18 protein-coding genes are annotated in these 18162 nt (G+C 65.2%); 10 read left to right on the top strand and 8 right to left on the bottom strand.

From position 1 onward, the window contains the following. Positions 1–76: 76 nt before the first annotated feature. Entirely contained in the window at positions 77–874 is a 798-nt protein-coding gene (locus QTI66_RS14560; RefSeq protein WP_286560474.1) for a sterol desaturase family protein, read from the bottom strand. A 68-nt stretch (positions 875–942) separates the two neighbouring features. Here QTI66_RS14560 and QTI66_RS14555 point away from each other — a divergent pair, with 68 nt between their 5' ends. The 9 genes from QTI66_RS14555 to QTI66_RS14515 all read left to right on the top strand — a co-directional run bounded on the left by QTI66_RS14555 (position 943) and on the right by QTI66_RS14515 (position 11666). After that, entirely contained in the window at positions 943–1617 is a 675-nt protein-coding gene (locus tag QTI66_RS14555) for a TetR/AcrR family transcriptional regulator (RefSeq protein WP_286560473.1), read from the top strand. Between the two features lie 69 nt (positions 1618–1686). Next, a complete protein-coding gene (locus QTI66_RS14550) occupies positions 1687–3693 on the top strand; it encodes a DNA topoisomerase IV subunit B (protein WP_286560472.1) in 2007 nt (668 codons plus the stop codon). A gap of 41 nt (positions 3694–3734) precedes the next feature. Next, positions 3735–4595, top strand: coding sequence for a lytic transglycosylase domain-containing protein (locus QTI66_RS14545; RefSeq protein WP_286560471.1), 861 nt, complete (start codon positions 3735–3737; stop codon positions 4593–4595). Positions 4596–4621: 26 nt separating this feature from the next. Beyond that, a complete protein-coding gene (parC, locus tag QTI66_RS14540) occupies positions 4622–6997 on the top strand; it encodes a DNA topoisomerase IV subunit A (RefSeq protein ID WP_286560470.1) in 2376 nt (791 codons plus the stop codon). A gap of 12 nt (positions 6998–7009) precedes the next feature. After that, a complete protein-coding gene (locus QTI66_RS14535; protein ID WP_286560469.1) occupies positions 7010–7192 on the top strand; it encodes a hypothetical protein in 183 nt (60 codons plus the stop codon). A 9-nt stretch (positions 7193–7201) separates the two neighbouring features. Next, positions 7202–8248 (top strand): PDDEXK nuclease domain-containing protein, encoded by a 1047-nt coding sequence (locus QTI66_RS14530; protein WP_286560468.1) that lies wholly within the window; start codon positions 7202–7204, stop codon positions 8246–8248. 98 nt (positions 8249–8346) lie between these two features. Continuing rightward, positions 8347–9012 carry an alpha/beta hydrolase gene (locus QTI66_RS14525; RefSeq protein WP_286560467.1) on the top strand — a complete coding sequence of 222 codons (666 nt, stop codon included), beginning with the start codon at positions 8347–8349 and terminating at the stop codon, positions 9010–9012. A 92-nt stretch (positions 9013–9104) separates the two neighbouring features. After that, entirely contained in the window at positions 9105–10661 is a 1557-nt protein-coding gene (gene gshA, locus QTI66_RS14520) for a glutamate--cysteine ligase (protein WP_286560466.1), read from the top strand. A gap of 90 nt (positions 10662–10751) precedes the next feature. Next, positions 10752–11666: an SDR family NAD(P)-dependent oxidoreductase gene (locus tag QTI66_RS14515; protein WP_286560465.1), complete on the top strand. Its 915-nt coding sequence runs from the start codon at positions 10752–10754 to the stop codon at positions 11664–11666. 12 nt (positions 11667–11678) lie between these two features. Here QTI66_RS14515 and QTI66_RS14510 read toward each other — a convergent pair whose 3' ends face one another. Next, positions 11679–12041: an HPF/RaiA family ribosome-associated protein gene (locus QTI66_RS14510; RefSeq protein ID WP_286560464.1), complete on the bottom strand. Its 363-nt coding sequence runs from the start codon at positions 12039–12041 to the stop codon at positions 11679–11681. A gap of 136 nt (positions 12042–12177) precedes the next feature. Here QTI66_RS14510 and QTI66_RS14505 point away from each other — a divergent pair, with 136 nt between their 5' ends. Then, positions 12178–13053: an aminotransferase class IV gene (locus QTI66_RS14505; protein ID WP_286560463.1), complete on the top strand. Its 876-nt coding sequence runs from the start codon at positions 12178–12180 to the stop codon at positions 13051–13053. 4 nt (positions 13054–13057) lie between these two features. On the opposite strand, the gene QTI66_RS14500 is transcribed toward QTI66_RS14505, so the two are convergent. From QTI66_RS14500 to QTI66_RS14475, 6 genes are all read right to left on the bottom strand, one after another. Next, positions 13058–13651, bottom strand: coding sequence for a cell envelope protein SmpA (locus QTI66_RS14500; RefSeq protein ID WP_286560462.1), 594 nt, complete (start codon positions 13649–13651; stop codon positions 13058–13060). A gap of 92 nt (positions 13652–13743) precedes the next feature. After that, complete coding sequence (locus QTI66_RS14495) at positions 13744–14421, bottom strand: nucleotidyltransferase family protein (protein WP_286560461.1); 678 nt, start codon at positions 14419–14421, stop codon at positions 13744–13746. A 1-nt stretch (position 14422) separates the two neighbouring features. Beyond that, the gene (locus QTI66_RS14490; RefSeq protein WP_286560459.1) at positions 14423–15346 is read right to left on the bottom strand and encodes an XdhC family protein; all 924 of its coding nucleotides are present in this window, start codon (positions 15344–15346) and stop codon (positions 14423–14425) included. A 29-nt stretch (positions 15347–15375) separates the two neighbouring features. Next, positions 15376–16557: a VWA domain-containing protein gene (locus tag QTI66_RS14485; RefSeq protein ID WP_286560458.1), complete on the bottom strand. Its 1182-nt coding sequence runs from the start codon at positions 16555–16557 to the stop codon at positions 15376–15378. Next, positions 16554–17480, bottom strand: coding sequence for an AAA family ATPase (locus QTI66_RS14480; protein ID WP_286560457.1), 927 nt, complete (start codon positions 17478–17480; stop codon positions 16554–16556). The genes QTI66_RS14485 and QTI66_RS14480 overlap by 4 nt, the downstream gene beginning before the upstream one ends. Before the next feature lie 7 nt (positions 17481–17487). Further along, positions 17488–18159, bottom strand: a complete 672-nt coding sequence (locus QTI66_RS14475; protein WP_286560455.1) for an SRPBCC family protein — start codon at positions 18157–18159, stop codon at positions 17488–17490. Between the last annotated feature and the right edge of the window lie 3 nt (positions 18160–18162).

Below are 18162 nucleotides of genomic sequence, written 5' to 3'. Positions count from 1 at the left end.
CGGGGCATTCCCGATTGTTGAAATATCGCCCGCGCTTTGATGCCGTATCAGCATCGCTGGCGCGCCGGAGTCCCGTTCATGCGACCGTTCCATGGGCGGCGGCGGAGGGCGCCGCGCCCCGGCTGCCCGCGCCGTACACCGGTGCGTTCACGTCGCGCCACGCCAGCATCGCACCCAGGCGACGGTCGGCGGGCGTCTCGAAACCGCACTCGCCGCGAAACTCGCGCGGATTGCGAAAGGTGCCCATCAGCAGGTCCCACAGCGGCAAGTCGCCGTAGTTCCAGGCGTGCACGCCCTGGCGATGGTGAACGCAATGCGCTTCGGGCCGCTGGATGATGTAGCCCAGCCACTGCGGCGTGCGCACGTTCCAGTGCTGGAACATGCCGTAGAAGGCGGCCACATAGCCCACCAGTGCCGCCGCCAGCGGGTCGAGCCCGAGCACGATGACCGTCACGAAAAGCTGCAACAGCACCTGCACGATCATTTCTGCCGGGTGGAACAGCGTCGAGCCGGAGATGTCGACGCGTTGCGGACCGTGATGCACCTGATGGCCGAAACGCCACAGCGGCGAAAACGTGTGCTCCGCGCGATGCCAGACGTACGCCAGGCCCGACAGCACGAACCAGCCGAGGGCGGTGCCGCCGACCACACCCAGGCGCGTGCCGTCCATCCAGCGGTGCGCTTCCATCCAGGAGAGCGGCAGCAGCATCGGCACGACGGCGCCCGCCGTCCCGATCAACACCAGAAAGCCAACCCCGAGCCATCGCCACCCGCGTCGTGCCGGGAAGGCACGCGCCGGCCAGCGTGTTTCGACCGCCAGCATCAACAGATAAGTGACCGGCACCAGAAGGCCGACGAGATCGACGGTTTCCATGGAGAGGCTCCTTTCTTACGCTGTAAGGTTTGAGCAAAGTCTAGACCTTACGCTGTAAGATTTCAAGCATGGCATTGAGCAAAAAGAATGGAGACGGTGGGGCTGAGCCCCTGTCGGCCCAGCGCATCTTGCAGGCAGCACTCGACGAGGTCGCGGCGGATGGGCTGCCCGCGCTGAGCATGCGCAAGGTGGGCCTGCGCTTGGGCCGGGAGGCGATGAGCCTCTACCACCACTTCCCGAGCAAGCAGCATCTTCTTGACGCCATGGTCGACCATGCGCTTTCGTCGCTGGAAAACCCGCCCGTTGACCTGACGCCGATGGAGCGCGTGCGCCACGCGATCTACGGCTACCGGGCCATGGCGCACCGCTTTCCGGCGCTGTATCCGCTGATCGCGGTGCACCGACTCAACACGCCCACGGGGGTGTGCTTCATCGAGTCCATCCTGACGCTGATCCAGGCCGTCGTGCAAGACCCCGAAGTGTCGGCGCGCTACTTCCGTGCGATCGGCTACTACGTCACGGGCGCCGGGCTTGACGAGACCTCGGGCTATGCCAAGGGCCCGTCGGCGGCCGATCCGGTCAGCGACGAGTTCGTGATGCGGGAGTGCCCGCGGTTGATCAGCGCGGGGAAGTTCTTTCAGCCCTCGCAATGGGACACGACCTTTGCGGTCGGCATCGAGGCCCTGCTGTCTGTGATGGGTCAGGAAGCACAGCGCCTGAACGCTGCGATTTCTGCTCCCTGAAAGCAGTCACGCTCGACGGCTGGATGGATATCCAGTTATTTCCGGTGCGGCTGACTACAATCCGCCACCATGCCAACCACCAGCAAGACAAATCCTCCCGCCTATTCCGAAGGCTCGATCCGCGTCCTCAAGGGACTCGAGCCGGTCAAGCAGCGGCCGGGCATGTACACCCGCACCGACAACCCGCTGCACATCATCCAGGAAGTGCTCGACAACGCGGCCGACGAGGCGCTCGCGGGCTACGGCAAGAAAATCAAGGTCACGATGCACACCGATGGTTCGGTGAGCGTCGAGGACGACGGGCGCGGCATTCCCTTTGGCCTGCATCCCGAAGAAAAGGCGCCCGTCGTTGAACTGGTGTTCACGCGCCTGCACGCGGGCGGCAAGTTCGACAAGGGCTCCGGCGGCGCCTACAGCTTTTCCGGTGGCCTGCACGGCGTGGGCGTGTCGGTGACCAACGCGCTTTCGACGCGGCTTGAAGTGACTTCGTACCGCGAGGGTTCGGTGGCGCAACTGGCGTTCTCCGCCGGCGACGCGATCGAGGCATTGCAGGTTCGGCCCCAGGAAAGCGGCGGCAGCGCCAACGCCGAAGGCGGACGCGACCGCAAGCAGGGCACCACGGTGCGCGCCTGGCCGGATGCAAAGTACTTCGAGTCGGCCGTGTTGCCCATCCACGAACTCACGCATCTGCTGCGCAGCAAGGCGGTGCTGATGCCGGGCGTCACCGTCACGCTCGTCAACGAGAAGACCAAGGACACGCAGCAATGGCTCTACAAGGGCGGTCTGCGCGACTACCTGATGCAGACGCTCAACGGCGATCCGGTGATCCCGCTGTTCGAAGGCACGGGCTATGCCGACAAGAACGCCGACAACTTTGCCGAAGGCGAGGGTGCCGAATGGTGCGTGGCCTTCACCGAAGAAGGCCAGCCGGTGCGTGAGAGCTACGTCAACCTGATTCCCACCAGCGCCGGCGGCACCCACGAAAGCGGCCTGCGCGACGGTTTGTTCAATGCCGTCAAGAGCTTTGTCGAACTGCACTCGCTGCTGCCCAAGGGTGTGAAGCTGCTGCCTGAAGACGTGTTTGCGCGAGCCTCGTACGTGCTGAGCGCCAAGGTGCTCGATCCGCAGTTCCAGGGCCAGATCAAGGAGCGCCTGAACTCGCGCGATGCGGTGCGGCTGGTGTCGAGCTTCGTGCGGCCCGCGCTGGAGCTGTGGCTGAACCAGCACGTCGACTACGGCAAGAAGCTGGCCGAACTGGCCATCAAGGCCGCGCAGACGCGGCAGCGGGCTGGACAGAAAGTCGAGAAGCGCAAGGGCTCCGGCGTGGCCGTGTTGCCCGGCAAGCTGACCGACTGCGAGAGCAAGGACATCGCGCACAACGAGGTCTTCCTGGTCGAGGGTGACTCCGCCGGCGGCAGCGCCAAGATGGGCCGCGACAAGGAATCGCAAGCCATCCTGCCGCTGCGCGGCAAGGTGCTCAACACTTGGGAAGTGGAGCGCGACCGGCTCTTTGCCAACAACGAAATCCACGACATCTCGGTGGCGATCGGCGTTGATCCGCATGGACCCAACGACACGCCGGACATGACGGGCCTGCGCTACGGCAAGGTCTGCATCCTGAGCGATGCGGACGTCGATGGCTCGCACATCCAGGTGCTGCTGCTCACGCTCTTTTTCCGGCACTTTCCGAAGCTCATCGATGCGGGCCACGTGTTCGTGGCCAAGCCGCCGCTGTTCCGAGTCGATGCACCGGCGCGCGGCAAGAAGCCCGCGGCCAAGGTGTATGCGCTGGATGAAGGCGAACTCACCGCCATCCTCGACAAGCTGCGCAAGGACGGCGTGCGCGAAGGCGCATGGTCGATCAGCCGCTTCAAGGGCTTGGGCGAAATGAGCGCCGAGCAGTTGTGGGAAACCACGCTCAACCCCGACACGCGACGCCTGCTGCAAGTGCGGCTGGGCCGGCTCGACTTCGAGCAGACGCAAGGCGAGATCACCAAGCTCATGGGCAAGGGCGAAGCGGCTGCGCGTCGCGAGCTCATGGAGTTGCGCGGCGATGACGTCGAGGTGGACATCTAGTTCACCCTCGACTTGCTCGTTTCGTGAGGCCGGTGAAAACAATGCGCTCCCTGCTCGTCGCGCTCTGGGTTGTTGCGCTGTCGCCCTGGGTGCATGCCGCGGACATCTACGGTTACGTGGATGCCAGGGGCGTAGCGCATTTCGCATCGGAGCCGCTGGATTCGCGCTATCAATTGTTCTTTCGCGCGGGTCAAAGTTTCGACACGGCCAAGGGCGTTGCGCCCTTGGGCAGGAGTGCGAAGCGGGACGCCCGAAATGCGGGCGTGCCACCGGCGTCGCAGACCTTGCTGACGCTGTTCAATGCGTCGCCCGGCTACAAGATTGCGAAGGCAGCCTTGCGCGATGCGTCGCGCACGCATTCGATCGACTATGAATTGCTGCAGGCATTGATCGCCACGGAGTCGGGTTTCGATTCGCAGGCCGTGTCGCCCAAGGGCGCCATCGGGCTGATGCAGGTCATGCCCGACACTGCGCAGCGCTACGGCGTTCGCACCGACGCGCGCGGGGCGATCGAGCAGAAGTTGTTTGATCCGAAGCTCAATATTTCGACAGGCTCGCGCTACTTGCGTGATCTGATCGCGATGTTTCCCGGCCAGATCGAACTCGCACTCGCTGCGTACAACGCGGGCGAGGGCGCGGTGCAGCGGGCTGGCAACAAGATTCCGAACTATCCCGAGACGCAGAACTACGTGGCGACGGTGCTGCAGTTGTATGCGTACCTCAAGCCGACGGCCGGAGGCATCGCCGTCCCGGGCGGCACGCGCGGCGGCAAGGCGCCCGGTCGGGTCCACATGGAAATGGGCGGCGCGATCGGGCGCGGCAACTTGCCGCCCGCGCAGCCGGCCAGAATGCCGGACATGCCCGACCCGCCGGCCGCGCCAACGCAACCGGCCAACGAATAAATACTGAACACAAGCGACAGAAGAAGATGGACTCCCAATCAATGCTGGATCTCCCACCGCCGGACGACGACACCGGTCTCACGCTGGCGGACTACGCGCAGCAGGCTTATCTTGAATACGCGCTCAGCGTGGTCAAGGGCCGCGCACTGCCTGACGTCTCCGACGGGCAAAAGCCCGTGCAGCGCCGCATTCTTTATTCGATGTCGCGCATGGGGCTCGGGTACGGCGGCGCCAACGGCACCGTCGGCGCCAAGCCGGTGAAAAGTGCGCGCGTGGTGGGTGACGTGCTCGGCCGTTTCCACCCGCACAGCGACCAGGCCGCGTACGACGCGCTGGTGCGCATGGCGCAGGACTTCTCGCAGCGTTATCCGCTGGTGGACGGGCAAGGCAACTTCGGCAGCCGCGACGGCGACGGCGCAGCGGCCATGCGCTACACCGAGGCGCGCCTGGCGCGCATCACCAGCCTGCTGCTCGACGAAATCGACGAAGGCACCGTCAACTTCGTGCCCAACTATGACGGCAGCACCGAAGAGCCGAGCCTGCTGCCAGCGCGCCTGCCCTTCGCCTTGCTCAACGGCGCCAGCGGCATCGCGGTCGGCCTGGCCACCGAAATCCCCAGCCACAACTTGCGCGAGATCGCCGACGCCTGCGTCGCGATCATCAAGAACAACGGCAAGATCAGCGACGAGGAACTCTTCTCGATGGTGCCGGGGCCCGACTATCCGGGTGGCGCGCAGATCATCAGCAGCGCGAGCGACATCGCCGACGCCTACCGCACGGGCCGCGGCTCGCTCAAGGTGCGCGCGCGCTGGAAGATCGAAGACCTCGCCCGCGGCCAGTGGCAACTGGTCGTCAACGAACTGCCGCCGGGCGTCAGCACGCAGAAGGTGCTGGAAGAAATCGAGGAACTCACCAACCCCAAAGTGCGCGCCGGCAAGAAGGCACTCACGGCCGAGCAGACGCAGCTCAAGTCCACGGTGCTCGCGGTGCTCGACGTGGTGCGCGACGAATCGAGCAAGGACGCGCCTGTGCGCCTGGTGTTCGAACCCAAGACCAGCCGCATCAGCCAGGACGAATTCAGCAAGACGCTGCTGGCGCACACCTCGCTGGAAAGCTCGTCGCCCATCAACCTCACGATGGTGGGCATCGACGGCAAGCCGGTGCAGAAGTCCTTGCGGCAGATGCTGCTGGAGTGGGTGGCCTTCCGCGAGCAGACGGTGCAAAAGCGCTCGCAGTTCCGGCTCGACAAGGTACTCGACCGCATCCACATCCTCGAAGGACGGCAGCTGGTGCTGCTCAACATCGACGAAGTGATCGCCATCATCCGCGCGGCGGAAGATCCGAAGGCAGCGCTGATTGCGCGCTTCAGCCTGAGCGAGCGGCAGGCCGAAGACATCCTTGAAATTCGCCTGCGCCAGTTGGCGCGGCTGGAAGCCATCAAGATCGAGCAGGAGCTCAAGGGCCTGCGCGAAGACCAGAAGAGGCTGGAAGACGTGCTCGGCAGCCCTGCCGCATTGCGCCGCCTGCTCATCAAGGAAATCGAAGCCGATGCGAAGAACTTCGAAGACCCGCGGCGCACGCTGATCCAGGCCGAAAAGCGTGCGGTGGCCGAAGTGCGGGTCGTCGACGAACCCGTCACTGTCATCGTGTCGCAAAAAGGCTGGGTGCGCGCGCAAAAGGGCTGGCCCGCGGTCGGCGCGCCGGCGCCGGAATACAGCTTCAAGTCGGGCGACGGGCTGTACGGCGCCTTCGAGTGCCGATCGGTCGACACGCTGCTGGTGTTTGGCACTGCCAAGGACAAGAGCGTGCGCGTCTACACCGTGCCGGTGGCGTCGTTGCCGGGTGCACGCGGCGACGGCCAGCCGGTCACGACGTTGATCGAACTGGAAAGCGGCACGCACGTGGCCCACTATTTCGCCGGGCCGGTCGGCGCCAGCGTGCTGCTGTCCAACAGCGGCGGCTACGGCTTCATCGCCACGGTGGAAAACATGATGTCACGCCAGCGCGGCGGCAAGGCCTTCATCGACGTGGGCGAGGGCGAGCAGCTGTGCCGGCCCTCGCTGGTCAGCGGTGCCAGCGGCGCCGAGCCGATGCCGGCTGCCACGCACGTGGCCTGCGCATCGACGGGCGGCCGCATCCTGACCTTCGAGATCAGCGAGCTGAAGGCCCTGCCCAAGGGCGGACGCGGGCTGACCCTGATCGACCTCGAAGCCAAGGACACGCTGGCTGGCGCTGCGGCGTACACCCGCAGCGTGAAGATCGACGGCGTGGGCCGCGGCGGCAAGGAGCGCGAGGAAACGCTGGAGATCCGTTCGCTCAACAATGCGCGCACCCATCGCGGACGCAAGGGCAAGGCGGCGGACCTCGGGTTCAAGCCGGCCAGCATCGTGCGCGTGCAGTAGCGGGAGATCGACATGTTGGACTTCGGCGTTGTCGGCACCATTTTGCTCATCGCAAGCTGCATCGGCAGCTTTGCACTGGCGCGCTTTCTGTCGCGCAAGCGGCGCGCCAAAAAGGCGGAGCGCGAGCGCGCGGCGGCGCTTGCGACGCAAAGCCGACAGGTTCGGCGCGCGCATGAGCGGCGTGGCAAGCGTTGAAGCGACCCGATGAGCAGTTCAGATTCCTCCGCCCTGACGAATGCCCCTGCCGGATATGCAGAGTGGCTTTCGGAATTGAAATCCCGCATTCATGGAGCGCAACGACGGGCGGCGACATCGGTCAACCGTGAATTGGTACGGTTGTATTGGGAAATTGGACGGGACATTCTGGTGCGTCAGGCGAACCAGGGTTGGGGCGCGAAGGTCATTGAGCGTCTGTCGCATGACTTGCGCGTCGCCTTTCCCGACATGCGAGGCTTTTCGCGTGCCAACCTCATGTCCATGCGTGCCTTTGCCGAAGCATGGCCGAGCGACGCAATTGTCCAACAGGCTGTTGGACAATTGCCTTGGGGGCACAACCTGGTGCTGCTCAGCAAGCTGAAAGCGCCGGCGCAGCGCCTGGCCTATGCGCAGCGGGCCGTTGAACACGGCTGGTCCCGAAGCGTGCTCAATATTCACATCGAGACGCGCCTGCTGGAACGCGAAGGCAAGGCCGTGACCAATTTTTCAGCCCGCCTCCCTTCGCCGGGGTCAGATCTGGCTCAGCAATCGCTCAAGGATCCCTACGTGTTTGATTTTCTGGGCATCGGGCAGGAAGCCGATGAGCGGGCGATTGAAGAAGCCTTGGTGCAGCACGTATCCCGTTTCCTGTTGGAACTGGGTGCGGGATTTGCCTATGTCGGGCGGCAGGTTCCTCTCGAAGTGGGTGGTGATGATTTTTTCATCGACCTGTTGTTCTATCACCTGAAGTTGCATTGTTACGTTGTCGTCGAACTGAAAGCCGGCGCATTCAAGCCGGAACACGCCGGCCAATTGAGTTTCTATCTGACGGCCGTCGATGAACAACTCAAATCTGCGCTGGATACCCCGACGATTGGCCTGCTACTGTGCAAGACGCAGAACCGCGTCGTGGCGGAATACGCACTGCGCGACTCGAACAAGCCAATTGGCGTCGCCGAGTATCAACTGGTCGAGTCGCTGCCAGCAGAGCTTCGATCCAGCCTGCCAACGATCGAGCAAATCGAGCGTGAATTGGGCCAGTTTGGCGAAGAATGAGTCTGCAAAGCATGATTCGCTATCGAATTGATAGCAAATCATGTGCTCCTCGGGTGCGCTAAGGTATCGGGTTGCGCCAAACATCGAAGCAATACGCCATGTCCCTCCCACCCATCGAAATCGAAACCGGCTCCAACCCCACCGCGGCCATCGTCCTCATGCACGGCCTTGGCGCCGACGGCAACGACTTTGTGCCGATTGCCCAGGAAATGGATCTTTCCAGCGTGGGCCCCGTCCGCTTCGTGTTTCCCAACGCCCCGGTGATGCCCGTCACCGTCAATGGCGGCTATCGGATGCCCGCGTGGTACGACATCTTTGGCCCCAATCTTGTCCAGCGCGAGGACGAAGCCGGCCTGCGCCGCTCGCAGGTGGCGATTGAAGCCGTCATCGCCAACGAGAAAGCGCGCGGCATTGCCGCTGATCGCATCGTCGTGGCCGGTTTTTCGCAGGGCTGCGCGATGGCGCTCATGACGGGGCTGCGTCATCCGGAAAAGCTCGCCGGCATCGTCGGCCTCTCGGGCTACCTTCCGCTGGCATCGACGGTGGCGGCGGAACGGCATGCTGCCAACCACAAAACCCCCATCTTCATGGCGCACGGCAGCCGCGACGGCGTGGTGCCCATCGCCCGCGCCACCGCTTCGCGCGACGCGCTGGCAGCGCTTGGCTACGCCATCGACTGGCACGAATACCCCATGGAGCATTCGGTGTGCATGGAGGAAATAGGCGACCTCAATGCCTTCCTGCTGCGGGTTTTGGCGCGCTGATCATGGCGGTCCCCGGGGCTGTGCCCGTCGCCGAGCAAGGCTTGTCAGGTCGTGCTAACTTCCTGCCCCACGAAAAGAACGACCGGTCATCAATGGAAAAGAGCACATTGCAGGAGCGGCTGAGCACGCTCTCGCCCGCGCGGCTGAAGGGAATCCGGCGCGGGGTCGAGAAGGAAAGCCTGCGGGCGCAGCCCGACGGCAAGCTCGCCTTGACGCCGCACCCGGCCGTGCTCGGCTCGGCGCTGACGCATCCCCACATCACCACCGATTTCAGCGAATCGCAGGTGGAATTGATCACCGGCGTGCACGCGGACGCCGAAAGCTGCCTGGACGAACTCACCCGCATCCACCAGTTCACGTATCGCGCGCTGCGCGAGGGCGACGAGCGCCTGTGGGTGTCGAGCATGCCCTGCGGCCTGCCGACTGATGAAACGATTCCGATCGGCCGCTATGGCGCCTCCAACGTGGGCCGCGCCAAGAGCGTCTATCGCATGGGGCTGGCGCACCGCTACGGCCGGCGCATGCAGACCATTTCGGGCATTCACTACAACTGGTCGCTGCCGGAGGTGTCGAGCGAGGAGTACTTCGCCCTCATCCGCAATTTCCGGCGTCACGCCTTCCTGCTGCTGTACCTTTTCGGCGCTTCACCTGCGCTTTGCTCGACCTTCGTCGCCGGGCGCCAGCACGAGCTGCAGCCGCTTGGCGAAGGCAGCATGCACATGCCCCATGGCACGTCGCTGCGCATGGGCCGGCTGGGCTATCAGAGCGATGCGCAGTCCTCGCTGGCCGTGAGCTACAACAGCCTGGACGGCTACGGCGCTTCGCTCGAGGACGCGCTCACGCGGCCCTGGCCCGCCTACGAATCCATCGGCATTTCCAACCCCGGCGGCGAATACAACCAGCTCGCCACCAGCCTGCTGCAGATCGAGAACGAGTTCTACGGCACGATCCGGCCCAAACGCGTCATCTATTCGGGCGAACGCCCCTTGCATGCGCTGCGCGAGCGCGGCGTGGAATACATCGAGGTTCGCCTGATGGACCTCGACCCCTTCGAGCCGGTCGGCATCAACGCCTCGACGATGCGCTTCCTGGACGTGTTCCTGCTGCATTGCCTGCTCTCGGACAGCCCCGACGACACGCCCGACGAAATCGCCGAGCTTGCCCACAACCAGCACCTGACGGCCGCGCGCGGACGCGAGCCGGGCCTGCACCTGGTGCGCGGCGGAGAAGAAGTCCTGCTCACCACCTGGGGCGAAGCACTGGTTGAAGAGTTCGGCCCCATTGCGGCGGCGCTGGATGCCGTGCACGGCGGCACGCTTCACGCCGATGCGGTGCGCGACGCGGCCATCGGCCTGCGCGACCCCGCCACGCTGCCCTCGGCACGCATGCTTGCCGCGATGGAAAAAGACCACGGCAATTCCTTTGTCTCCTTTGTCCGGGCGCAGTCTGAATCGACGCGCGAGCGGTTGATGGCGCTGCCCTGGCCCGAGCACGAAGAGGCGCATTTCGAACAGATGACCACCGATTCGGTCGAAGCCCAGGCGCAGATCGAAGCCGCCGACACGATGCCTTTCGAGATCTACCGACAGCAATACGTTTCCCCCGACCGCCTCGGCCTTCGCCGCCGCACGGTGATCGCGGCAGCGTAGTCCCACTTCCCTGACGAGCTGGTGGCCTGGCGCCACGGCAGCCGCATGTCAAACGCACCCCTTTTATCTAAACCAAGGAGACAGAGAGAAATGAGCATCGAATTCAAGGGCCGCGTTGCCATCGTGACCGGCGCAGGCGGCGGCTTGGGCCGTCAGCACGCGCTCGCATTGGCGGCGCGCGGGGCCAAGGTCGTGGTCAACGACCTCGGCGGCACGGTCAATGGCGGCGGCGGCTCGCCGGTGGCTGCGCAGGCCGTCGTGGACGAGATCAAGGCAGCCGGCGGCGAAGCCATTGCCAACGGCGCGTCGGTGACCGACTTCGAGGCCGTGCAGGCCATGGTCAAGCAGGCAGTCGACACCTGGGGCCGCGTGGACATCCTGGTGAACAACGCCGGCATCCTGCGCGACAAGAGCTTCTCGAAGATGGACATCGCCGACTTCAAGCTCGTGGTCGATGTGCACTTGATGGGCGCCGTGAACTGCACCAAGGCAGTCTGGGCCTTGATGAACGAACAGAAATACGGCCGCATCGTGATGACGACTTCGTCGTCGGGCCTGTATGGCAACTTCGGCCAGAGCAACTATGGCGCCGCCAAGCTGGCCCTGGTCGGCTTGATGCAGACACTCAGCATCGAAGGCGCCAAGAACGACATCCGCGTGAACTGCCTGGCGCCCACGGCGGCCACGCGCATGACGGAAGACCTCTTCCCGAAGGAAATGCTGGAAGCGTTCAAGCCGGAAGCGGTGGTGCCCGCCATGCTGGTGCTGGCAAGCCAGGACGCGCCGAATCGCACCATCCTGTGTGCCGGCGCCGGTACCTTCGAGGCCGCCAACGTGATCCTGACGCAGGGCGTTCATATCGGCATCGGCAACCACGCGCCGGAAGAACTTGCAGCGCGCCTGGCCGAGGTCACCAGCCGCACGGACGATCAGGTGCCCCAGAGCGGCGCTGCCCAGGGCAGCAACGAAGTCGCCAAGGGCATGGCGGCGGCTGCCGCCAGGTAAGCGCGCGCGCCGTCAATCCTCCGGACCGGCCATCTCCGCACCGCGAATGGATTCGCGGGCGCGATGGTCCGTCAAGCGGCCGAGCTTGCTGTCCAGCAGGTGCTTGAGCTTGTCCGCTGCGCCCCGGAACGCTTCGTCGATGCCAGGTGCATGGTGCGTGACCGCCACCGGCGCGAATTGCGCAAGGCGAGCCTCCATGGTGCAGCGTTTGTCGCTCGCGCCGCCCTTGTCGCCCGTTTCGCCGCTCAGGTGAATCTCCACGCGCGTGATGTCATTCCCGAAGCGCCCCAGCGCATGCCGGATTTCCCCGTCCGCCCATTTCTCGAGCGTTTCCTTGTTGTCGATGCCATTGCTTGCGTTGACTTGAACTTGCATGTGTCTGTCTCCCTTGTTTCACCAGGAACAATGTGAGCCGGACGGCTGACCCCTTGCGTAGGTGCATGCCGACGATGAGCGCCGGCACAGGGCATGATGGCGCTTTTTACACCGCGCCATCAAGCCACGGATTCGCATGTCCACACTCCCTTCAACGCTTTGCTATCTCAATGGGGACTACACCCCGCTCGACCAGGCCAAGGTTTCGGTGCTGGACCGCGGTTTCATTTTTGGCGACGGCATCTATGACGTGGTGCCGGTGTATGGCCGAAAGCTCTTCCGTTTCGGGCAGCATCTGGCGCGACTGGACCGCAACCTGAAAAAGCTGCGGATCCCCAACCCGCATACGCAAGACGAGTGGCTGCAACGATGCCGCAAGCTGATCGCGGCGCACGCGTCCGAAGACCAGATGATCTACATCCAGGTGACGCGCGGCGTGGCGGTTCGAGACCATGTGATGCCCGCCCATGTCGTGCCGACGGTGTTCATCATGGCAAGCGCCATGAAGTCGCCGAGCGCGGAGGCGATCCGCAACGGCGTGGCCTGCGTGACGGCCGAGGACTTCCGGTGGGAGCGCGGTGACATCAAGAGCACGTCCTTGCTGGGCAATGTGATGGCGCGGCAGGTGTCGGCGGATGTCGGAGCAACGGAGACCATCCTGTTCCGCGAAGCTCGGCTCACCGAGGCGTCGTCGTCCAACGTGTGGGTCGTGAAAGATGGTGCCGTGTTTGGCGTGCCCAGGAGCGAGCATGTGCTGGAGGGCATTCGCTTCGAGCTGATTCGCGAACTGTGTGCAGGGGAGGGCATCGAGTTCTCCCTGCAGCCGATCATGGAGGCGGAAGTGCGCGAGGCCGATGAGCTCATGCTCAGTTCGGCGAGCAAGGAGGTGCTCGCCGTGACGACGCTGGATGGAAAGCCCATTGGCAAGGGTGAGGCGGCGGGAAAGACGGGCGCCATCTTCCAGCGCCTGCACGCCGCGTACCAGCGCGCCAAGGCGGCGCAGGCGAGTTAGAGGTCTATTCGCCAGGCGTGACGCGCGACAAGGTCTTCTCGTCGGCCACGACGCTCTTGACTACGTTGCTGTCGTCGAACACCACCTGGAACTCGGTCCACGAATCGAGCCAGAAGCGCCAGACCTTTGCGTTGAAGTCGGGGTTCTCGCTGGTCACCGGGTAGCCCACGGACATCACGACCTGTTCGCGCGTCATGCCGGGGATGACTTTGGCAGCTTCAATGGCTTGCCGAGTCGCTTCTGAAAACGTGGCGAGCTTGAGCTTCGGATCGTCCTTGAGCACATATCGCTGCGCGAAAGGAGCGGCCTTGAGGTCTCGGCTGTAGTCATTCATCAAGCGCTGCGTGCCCTTGCCCTTCACGTCGATCTCCACCGAGCGGAAGTCATAGCTGGTGATGGACACCGGCGTTCCCAGCGGCAGCATGCTCTTGCCTGATTCGTCGTAGTTGATGTCGGTGATCTTCTTTCCCGTCGTGCGCAGGTTGCAACACAGGTAGCCCTGGATGAGCGGACCTTGTGGTGGCGTGGGCCGCTGCGCGTGAGCGGCGGACATGGCCAGGGAGGCGAAGGTGGCAACCATTGCGAGGCGTCGAAGCATGAAGATGACCTTGTCTTGAGTGAACTCCGCGGCATTCTAGGGTCACTCCCTGCTTCGCCCCGCGTTGGGCGACATGCGCGCGTTGCGCACACTCAGGTCGTCGTCGCGATTTCAACCGGCCAGCGCAACACGTGGCCGGTGCGCTCGGTAAAGCGCTGCAGGTCCTCGGGCGTGTCGATGTCCACGCGATACCGGCTGTTGTCCGTGTCGAGCCAACTCACGCGCGCCGGGTTGGCCTCGCGCCAGCGACGACATGCGGCATTGGCATCGCCGGCCAGCCACTCATCGCGCAAGGCCGCCTCGAAGATCACGGGATTGCCGGGTTCGCCCGCCACGCGCGGCACGACCATCGATGCCTCGCCGCGCTTCTTGAACGCGCCGATCAGTTGCGTGACGTCCTGCGCGTTGATCAGCGGCTGGTCGGCCAGCGCCACGATCACGGCATCGAGCTTGCCCGCCAGCGCGGCCAGGCCCACGCGCACGGACGATTGCTGGCCGTCTTCCGGCGAGGGGTTGCGCACCAGCGTCACCGGGAATTCGCGCACCACCGGTTCGATGGCGTCCGCGTGGTGGCCGAGCACGACGACCACTTCATCGACGCCCGCGCCCGACAGCGCAATCAACTGCCTGCGAATCAAGGGCACGCCGCCGAGTTCGAGCAGTGACTTGGGTTTGCCGCCGAGCCGGCTGCCCGCGCCGGCCGCCAGCAGAACCGCGCCGATCACGACGCGGCTGTAGAGGCCGCCGCCGCCCTTGAGGATGCAGCCCACCTCAGTTTCCGCCGCAGAACGATGGCTGCGTGACGACCGGCAAGGGCGGCAGTTCGGCCATGGCCGCGCCACCGCAGCAATGGCCCGCACCGGCGCCACTGCTGGCCTGCGTTGCAACCAGCGTCGGTGACAGCGCGCTGCGCCGACTCGACACCACGGCGGCCAATACCGACAGCGCGATCTCTTCCGGCGTCGTCGCCGATATCGGATAGCCCGCCGGCGCCACGATCGCATCGACCGCCGCCGGGTCTGCGCCGCCGGCAAGCAGCGAATCCTTGAGCACCTTCGCCTTGCGCGAACTGGCGACAAAGGACACCTGCCGCGCGTTCAGCACCAGGGCCAAGCGCAACGCCTGAAGATCGCGCCGCCCCTGTGTCGCGATGACGACCCAGGCGCCATGGGCAATGCGCGGCAGCACCGTCGCGGCATCGTCTCGGTCGATGACCTGCTGCGCATCCGGATACTCCGACGGCTGCGCCTCGTGCGCGACCACGCTCACTGCAAACCCCACGCGCGGCGCCAACTGCGCAAGGCTGGCCGCAACCGGCGACGAACCGATCACCACCAGTTGTGCCTGTGGCAGTTCCGGGTCGACGAACAGTTCGAGCGTTCCGCCGGAATGGCAGCTCATGCCGAACTCCAGCACATCGCCCAGATCTGTCTCGTGACCGTCCTGCGTCGGTGCGATGCGGATCACGCGCGCATGCCCGTCGGCGAGCGCGCGCCGCACCGTGCGCACGACGGCAGGCTGCGCGCAGCCGCCGCCGACCCATCCGTAGAAGTCGCCATCGGCAGTGACCACCGCCTTGTCGCCCGGCCGCGCCGAGGCGGGCGCCAGGGCCTTGATGACGCTCACCAAGGCGTAGGGCTTTCCGGCTTGCTGCAGGCGGCGCGCCGCATCGAAAACCGTGTCTGTGTTGTTCATGATCTGTCTCCTTCTGCCTCCGCCGGCGCTCAGTGCAACTGCCGCGAAAGGTCGGCGAGGTCGCGCAAGCTGTCCAGCCGCGAATAGCGTTCCACCAAGCCGCCTTGCGCCGCGACCTGTTGCATGGCCTGCGAGGCTGGCGCCTTTTCGCTGGGATGAAACCAATGGATGCGAGCGCCGCGCGCACGCACGCGGCCCAGTTCCCCGGCCAGCTGATGCGGCGCATCCGCATCGAAGCCGTCCGACAACACCCACACGCGCGCATTGCGCGTGAGTTGGGCGCGCGCATGCACTGCATGGAAGTCGCTCACGCTCGTTGCGATGCGCGTGCCACCGCCAAAGCCGGCCGTGACGGCGTTGATCTTTTCCTGCACCGCCTGCGAATCGCCGCGCAGCAGCGGGGTCACTTCGGCAAGCCGCGTGTGAAACACGAAGACTCGGGCGTTCATCGCCGAAACGAAGGCGCGTGCGATGCGCAGGAACAGTTGGGCATGCGTTTCCATCGAGCGGCTCACGTCGACGAGGATGAACAGGCGCGGCAACTCGCGGCGCGGTGTGCGCCACACCGGGTGCAGTGGCAAGCCGCCGGTGCGCAGGCTGGCGCGCAGCGTGCGGCGCACGTCCAGGCGCTGCCCGCGCGCGCTGTCGTGCCAGCGACGCGTGAGGCGGCGGCGCAGGTGTCGTGCGATCTGCTCGGCCAACTGCTCGAGCCGCGCGAGGTCTTGTGGCAGCCATTGCGAAAGCGAGCGGTCGTGCAGCGGGTCGGCGCGGCTCGCACCGCCTTGTGCACGCTGGAGGCCATCGTCCCCGGCGGCCATCGCCGGCACGTCGAGCGCCGTGTCCGCGGCGCCGGGCGCGGCAGATGGCTTGGCGCTCGCCATGTTGTCGTGCAGCGCCCGCACCACTTGCTGGAGGTTGCGGCTGGGCCGTGTTTGCCCGCTGAACTTCGTGGTGCCGCGGGTGCGCTGCGGATGCCAATAGCGATCGAACAGTTCGGGCCAGCGGCGCCAGTCGCGCGCGTCGTGGCAGGCAATCGCGCGCCACGCGGCATCGAGCCGCGCCGCGCGTTCCAGCGGCATGCGCAGCGCCGCGTGCACGAAGGCTTGCTGCTCGGCGATGCCGACTTTCATGCCGTGCTCGCGCAGCAAGGCCGCGAACCCAGCGATGCTCTCGAGCGGGCGCGCGGTCGTGTCGGCGGGAACGTTGCTCATGTCGGTTGCGCCGCCTTCTCGGCGACTCCCACGATGCGTCGGCCTTCGATCAACTGGCGAACGCGTTCCTCGCCAAGCTGGAAGCGGTCTTCGCGTGTCTTGAGCAGGCACGACAGCGTGCCCGCGATGGCATGCGGATCGTCCGGCAGCGCCTTGAACGTGAGTCGATGCAAGGCACGCACCCAGTCCAGCGTCTCGGCGATGCCGGGTGCCTTGGCCAGATCCTCGCGTCGCAAGCGCTGCACGAAGGCCACGGCCTGTTCCACGAGCGCGCTTTCGGCGCCGGGCAGGGTGGCCCGCACGATCGCGATCTCGCGGGCGAGCGTCGGGTATTCGAGGTAGTGATAAAGGCAGCGCCGCCGCAAGGCATCGGAGAGTTCGCGCGTGCCGTTGCTGGTGAGCACGACTTGCGGAATGTGCAGCGCGCGCAACGTGCCCAGTTCAGGCACGGTGATCTGGTAGTCGGCCAGCACTTCGAGCAGGAAGGCTTCGAACGCCTCGTCGGCGCGATCGATCTCATCAATCAGCAGGACGCAAGGCTGTTCGCTGGAAATCGCGCGCAGCAAGGGCCGTTCGAGCAGGTAGTCGCGCGAGAACAGGTCGGATTCCTTCAGCGAGCCGGCTTGCGTCTCGTGCAGGCGGATGGCGAGCAGTTGCCGTCCGTAGTTCCACTCATAGGCCGCTTGCGAGAGGTCGAGTCCCTCGTGGCATTGCAGGCGCACGAGTGCTTGTCCGCGGGCTTGGGCCAGGGAAGCGGCAAGCGAGGTCTTGCCGACGCCGGCATCGCCTTCCACGAGCAGGGGGCGCTGCAGTTCACCGGCCAGCCACAAGGTCGTGACCAGCGCCTCGTCCGCGATGTAGCCCGCACCGTGCAACGATTCGCGCAATGTCGATTCGGTGATGACGGTCGCCGCTTCGGACATGGCGCTCTCAGGCCTGCCGCTTGCCGAACAGTCCGGCGAACCAGCCCTTGACGAGATTCCAGGCGATGGCGAGCGCGTTGATCTCGCTGGCTTGTGCTGGGGGCGCGGATGCGGACACGGATTGTCGTGCGGCGACAGGCGCGGTGAACGCCACGCCCGCATCATTTGCCGCTTCCGGCTGCAATGCGGCCGCGCCAACCGAAGCCACCGGCACCGGAGCAGGCAGGGCCGCAGCAGCCGCACGAAAGTTGTCCGCGAACTGCGCCAGCAACATGTCCGACACCTGCGTCATCAACCTGCCGCCGAACTGCGCGAACTTGCCGTTGACGATCACCGTCGCCTGCCCGACCAGCACCGACGTGGCGGGCGTCTCGCCATGCTCGATCGTGGCCCTCAAGTCCATCGACGCCGACGATCCTGCGCGATCGGCACCCTTGCCCAGAAGCTGCAGCGTCATGGATTGCTCTTCCAGCGCCAGCACTTCGATGTCCCCCGCAAAAGCCGCATTCGCCGGTCCGACCTTCACCTTGACCTGGCCCTTGTAGTGCGTGTCATCGACCTTGTCGGTGATGGCCGCGCCGGGCATGCAGCCGGCCACGGCCGCGACGTCGCGCAGCACTTGCCATGCGCGCGCGCTGTCGACTTCCAGCGGATAGCGTTTTTCGAGCTTGACTTCCATAGT

This window comes from Variovorax brevis, assembly GCF_030317105.1.
GTDB lineage: Bacteria > Pseudomonadota > Gammaproteobacteria > Burkholderiales > Burkholderiaceae_C > Variovorax > Variovorax brevis.
Note: the sequence above shows the minus strand (reverse complement) of the source record. Positions and strands in the feature narration are given on the sequence as shown.

Bases quoted from the DNA above. Each gene is read 5' to 3' on its own strand.
- QTI66_RS14560 (WP_286560474.1), bottom strand. From the start codon at position 874: ATGGAAACCGTCGATCTCGTCGGCCTTCTGGTGCCGGTCACTTATCTG.
- QTI66_RS14555 (WP_286560473.1), top strand. From the start codon at position 943: ATGGCATTGAGCAAAAAGAATGGAGACGGTGGGGCTGAGCCCCTGTCG.
- QTI66_RS14550 (WP_286560472.1), top strand. From the start codon at position 1,687: ATGCCAACCACCAGCAAGACAAATCCTCCCGCCTATTCCGAAGGCTCG.
- QTI66_RS14545 (WP_286560471.1), top strand. From the start codon at position 3,735: ATGCGCTCCCTGCTCGTCGCGCTCTGGGTTGTTGCGCTGTCGCCCTGG.
- parC (WP_286560470.1), top strand. From the start codon at position 4,622: ATGGACTCCCAATCAATGCTGGATCTCCCACCGCCGGACGACGACACC.
- QTI66_RS14535 (WP_286560469.1), top strand. From the start codon at position 7,010: ATGTTGGACTTCGGCGTTGTCGGCACCATTTTGCTCATCGCAAGCTGC.
- QTI66_RS14530 (WP_286560468.1), top strand. From the start codon at position 7,202: ATGAGCAGTTCAGATTCCTCCGCCCTGACGAATGCCCCTGCCGGATAT.
- QTI66_RS14525 (WP_286560467.1), top strand. From the start codon at position 8,347: ATGTCCCTCCCACCCATCGAAATCGAAACCGGCTCCAACCCCACCGCG.
- gshA (WP_286560466.1), top strand. From the start codon at position 9,105: ATGGAAAAGAGCACATTGCAGGAGCGGCTGAGCACGCTCTCGCCCGCG.
- QTI66_RS14515 (WP_286560465.1), top strand. From the start codon at position 10,752: ATGAGCATCGAATTCAAGGGCCGCGTTGCCATCGTGACCGGCGCAGGC.
- QTI66_RS14510 (WP_286560464.1), bottom strand. From the start codon at position 12,041: ATGCAAGTTCAAGTCAACGCAAGCAATGGCATCGACAACAAGGAAACG.
- QTI66_RS14505 (WP_286560463.1), top strand. From the start codon at position 12,178: ATGTCCACACTCCCTTCAACGCTTTGCTATCTCAATGGGGACTACACC.
- QTI66_RS14500 (WP_286560462.1), bottom strand. From the start codon at position 13,651: ATGCTTCGACGCCTCGCAATGGTTGCCACCTTCGCCTCCCTGGCCATG.
- QTI66_RS14490 (WP_286560459.1), bottom strand. From the start codon at position 15,346: ATGAACAACACAGACACGGTTTTCGATGCGGCGCGCCGCCTGCAGCAA.
- QTI66_RS14485 (WP_286560458.1), bottom strand. From the start codon at position 16,557: ATGAGCAACGTTCCCGCCGACACGACCGCGCGCCCGCTCGAGAGCATC.
- QTI66_RS14480 (WP_286560457.1), bottom strand. From the start codon at position 17,480: ATGTCCGAAGCGGCGACCGTCATCACCGAATCGACATTGCGCGAATCG.
- QTI66_RS14475 (WP_286560455.1), bottom strand. From the start codon at position 18,159: ATGGAAGTCAAGCTCGAAAAACGCTATCCGCTGGAAGTCGACAGCGCG.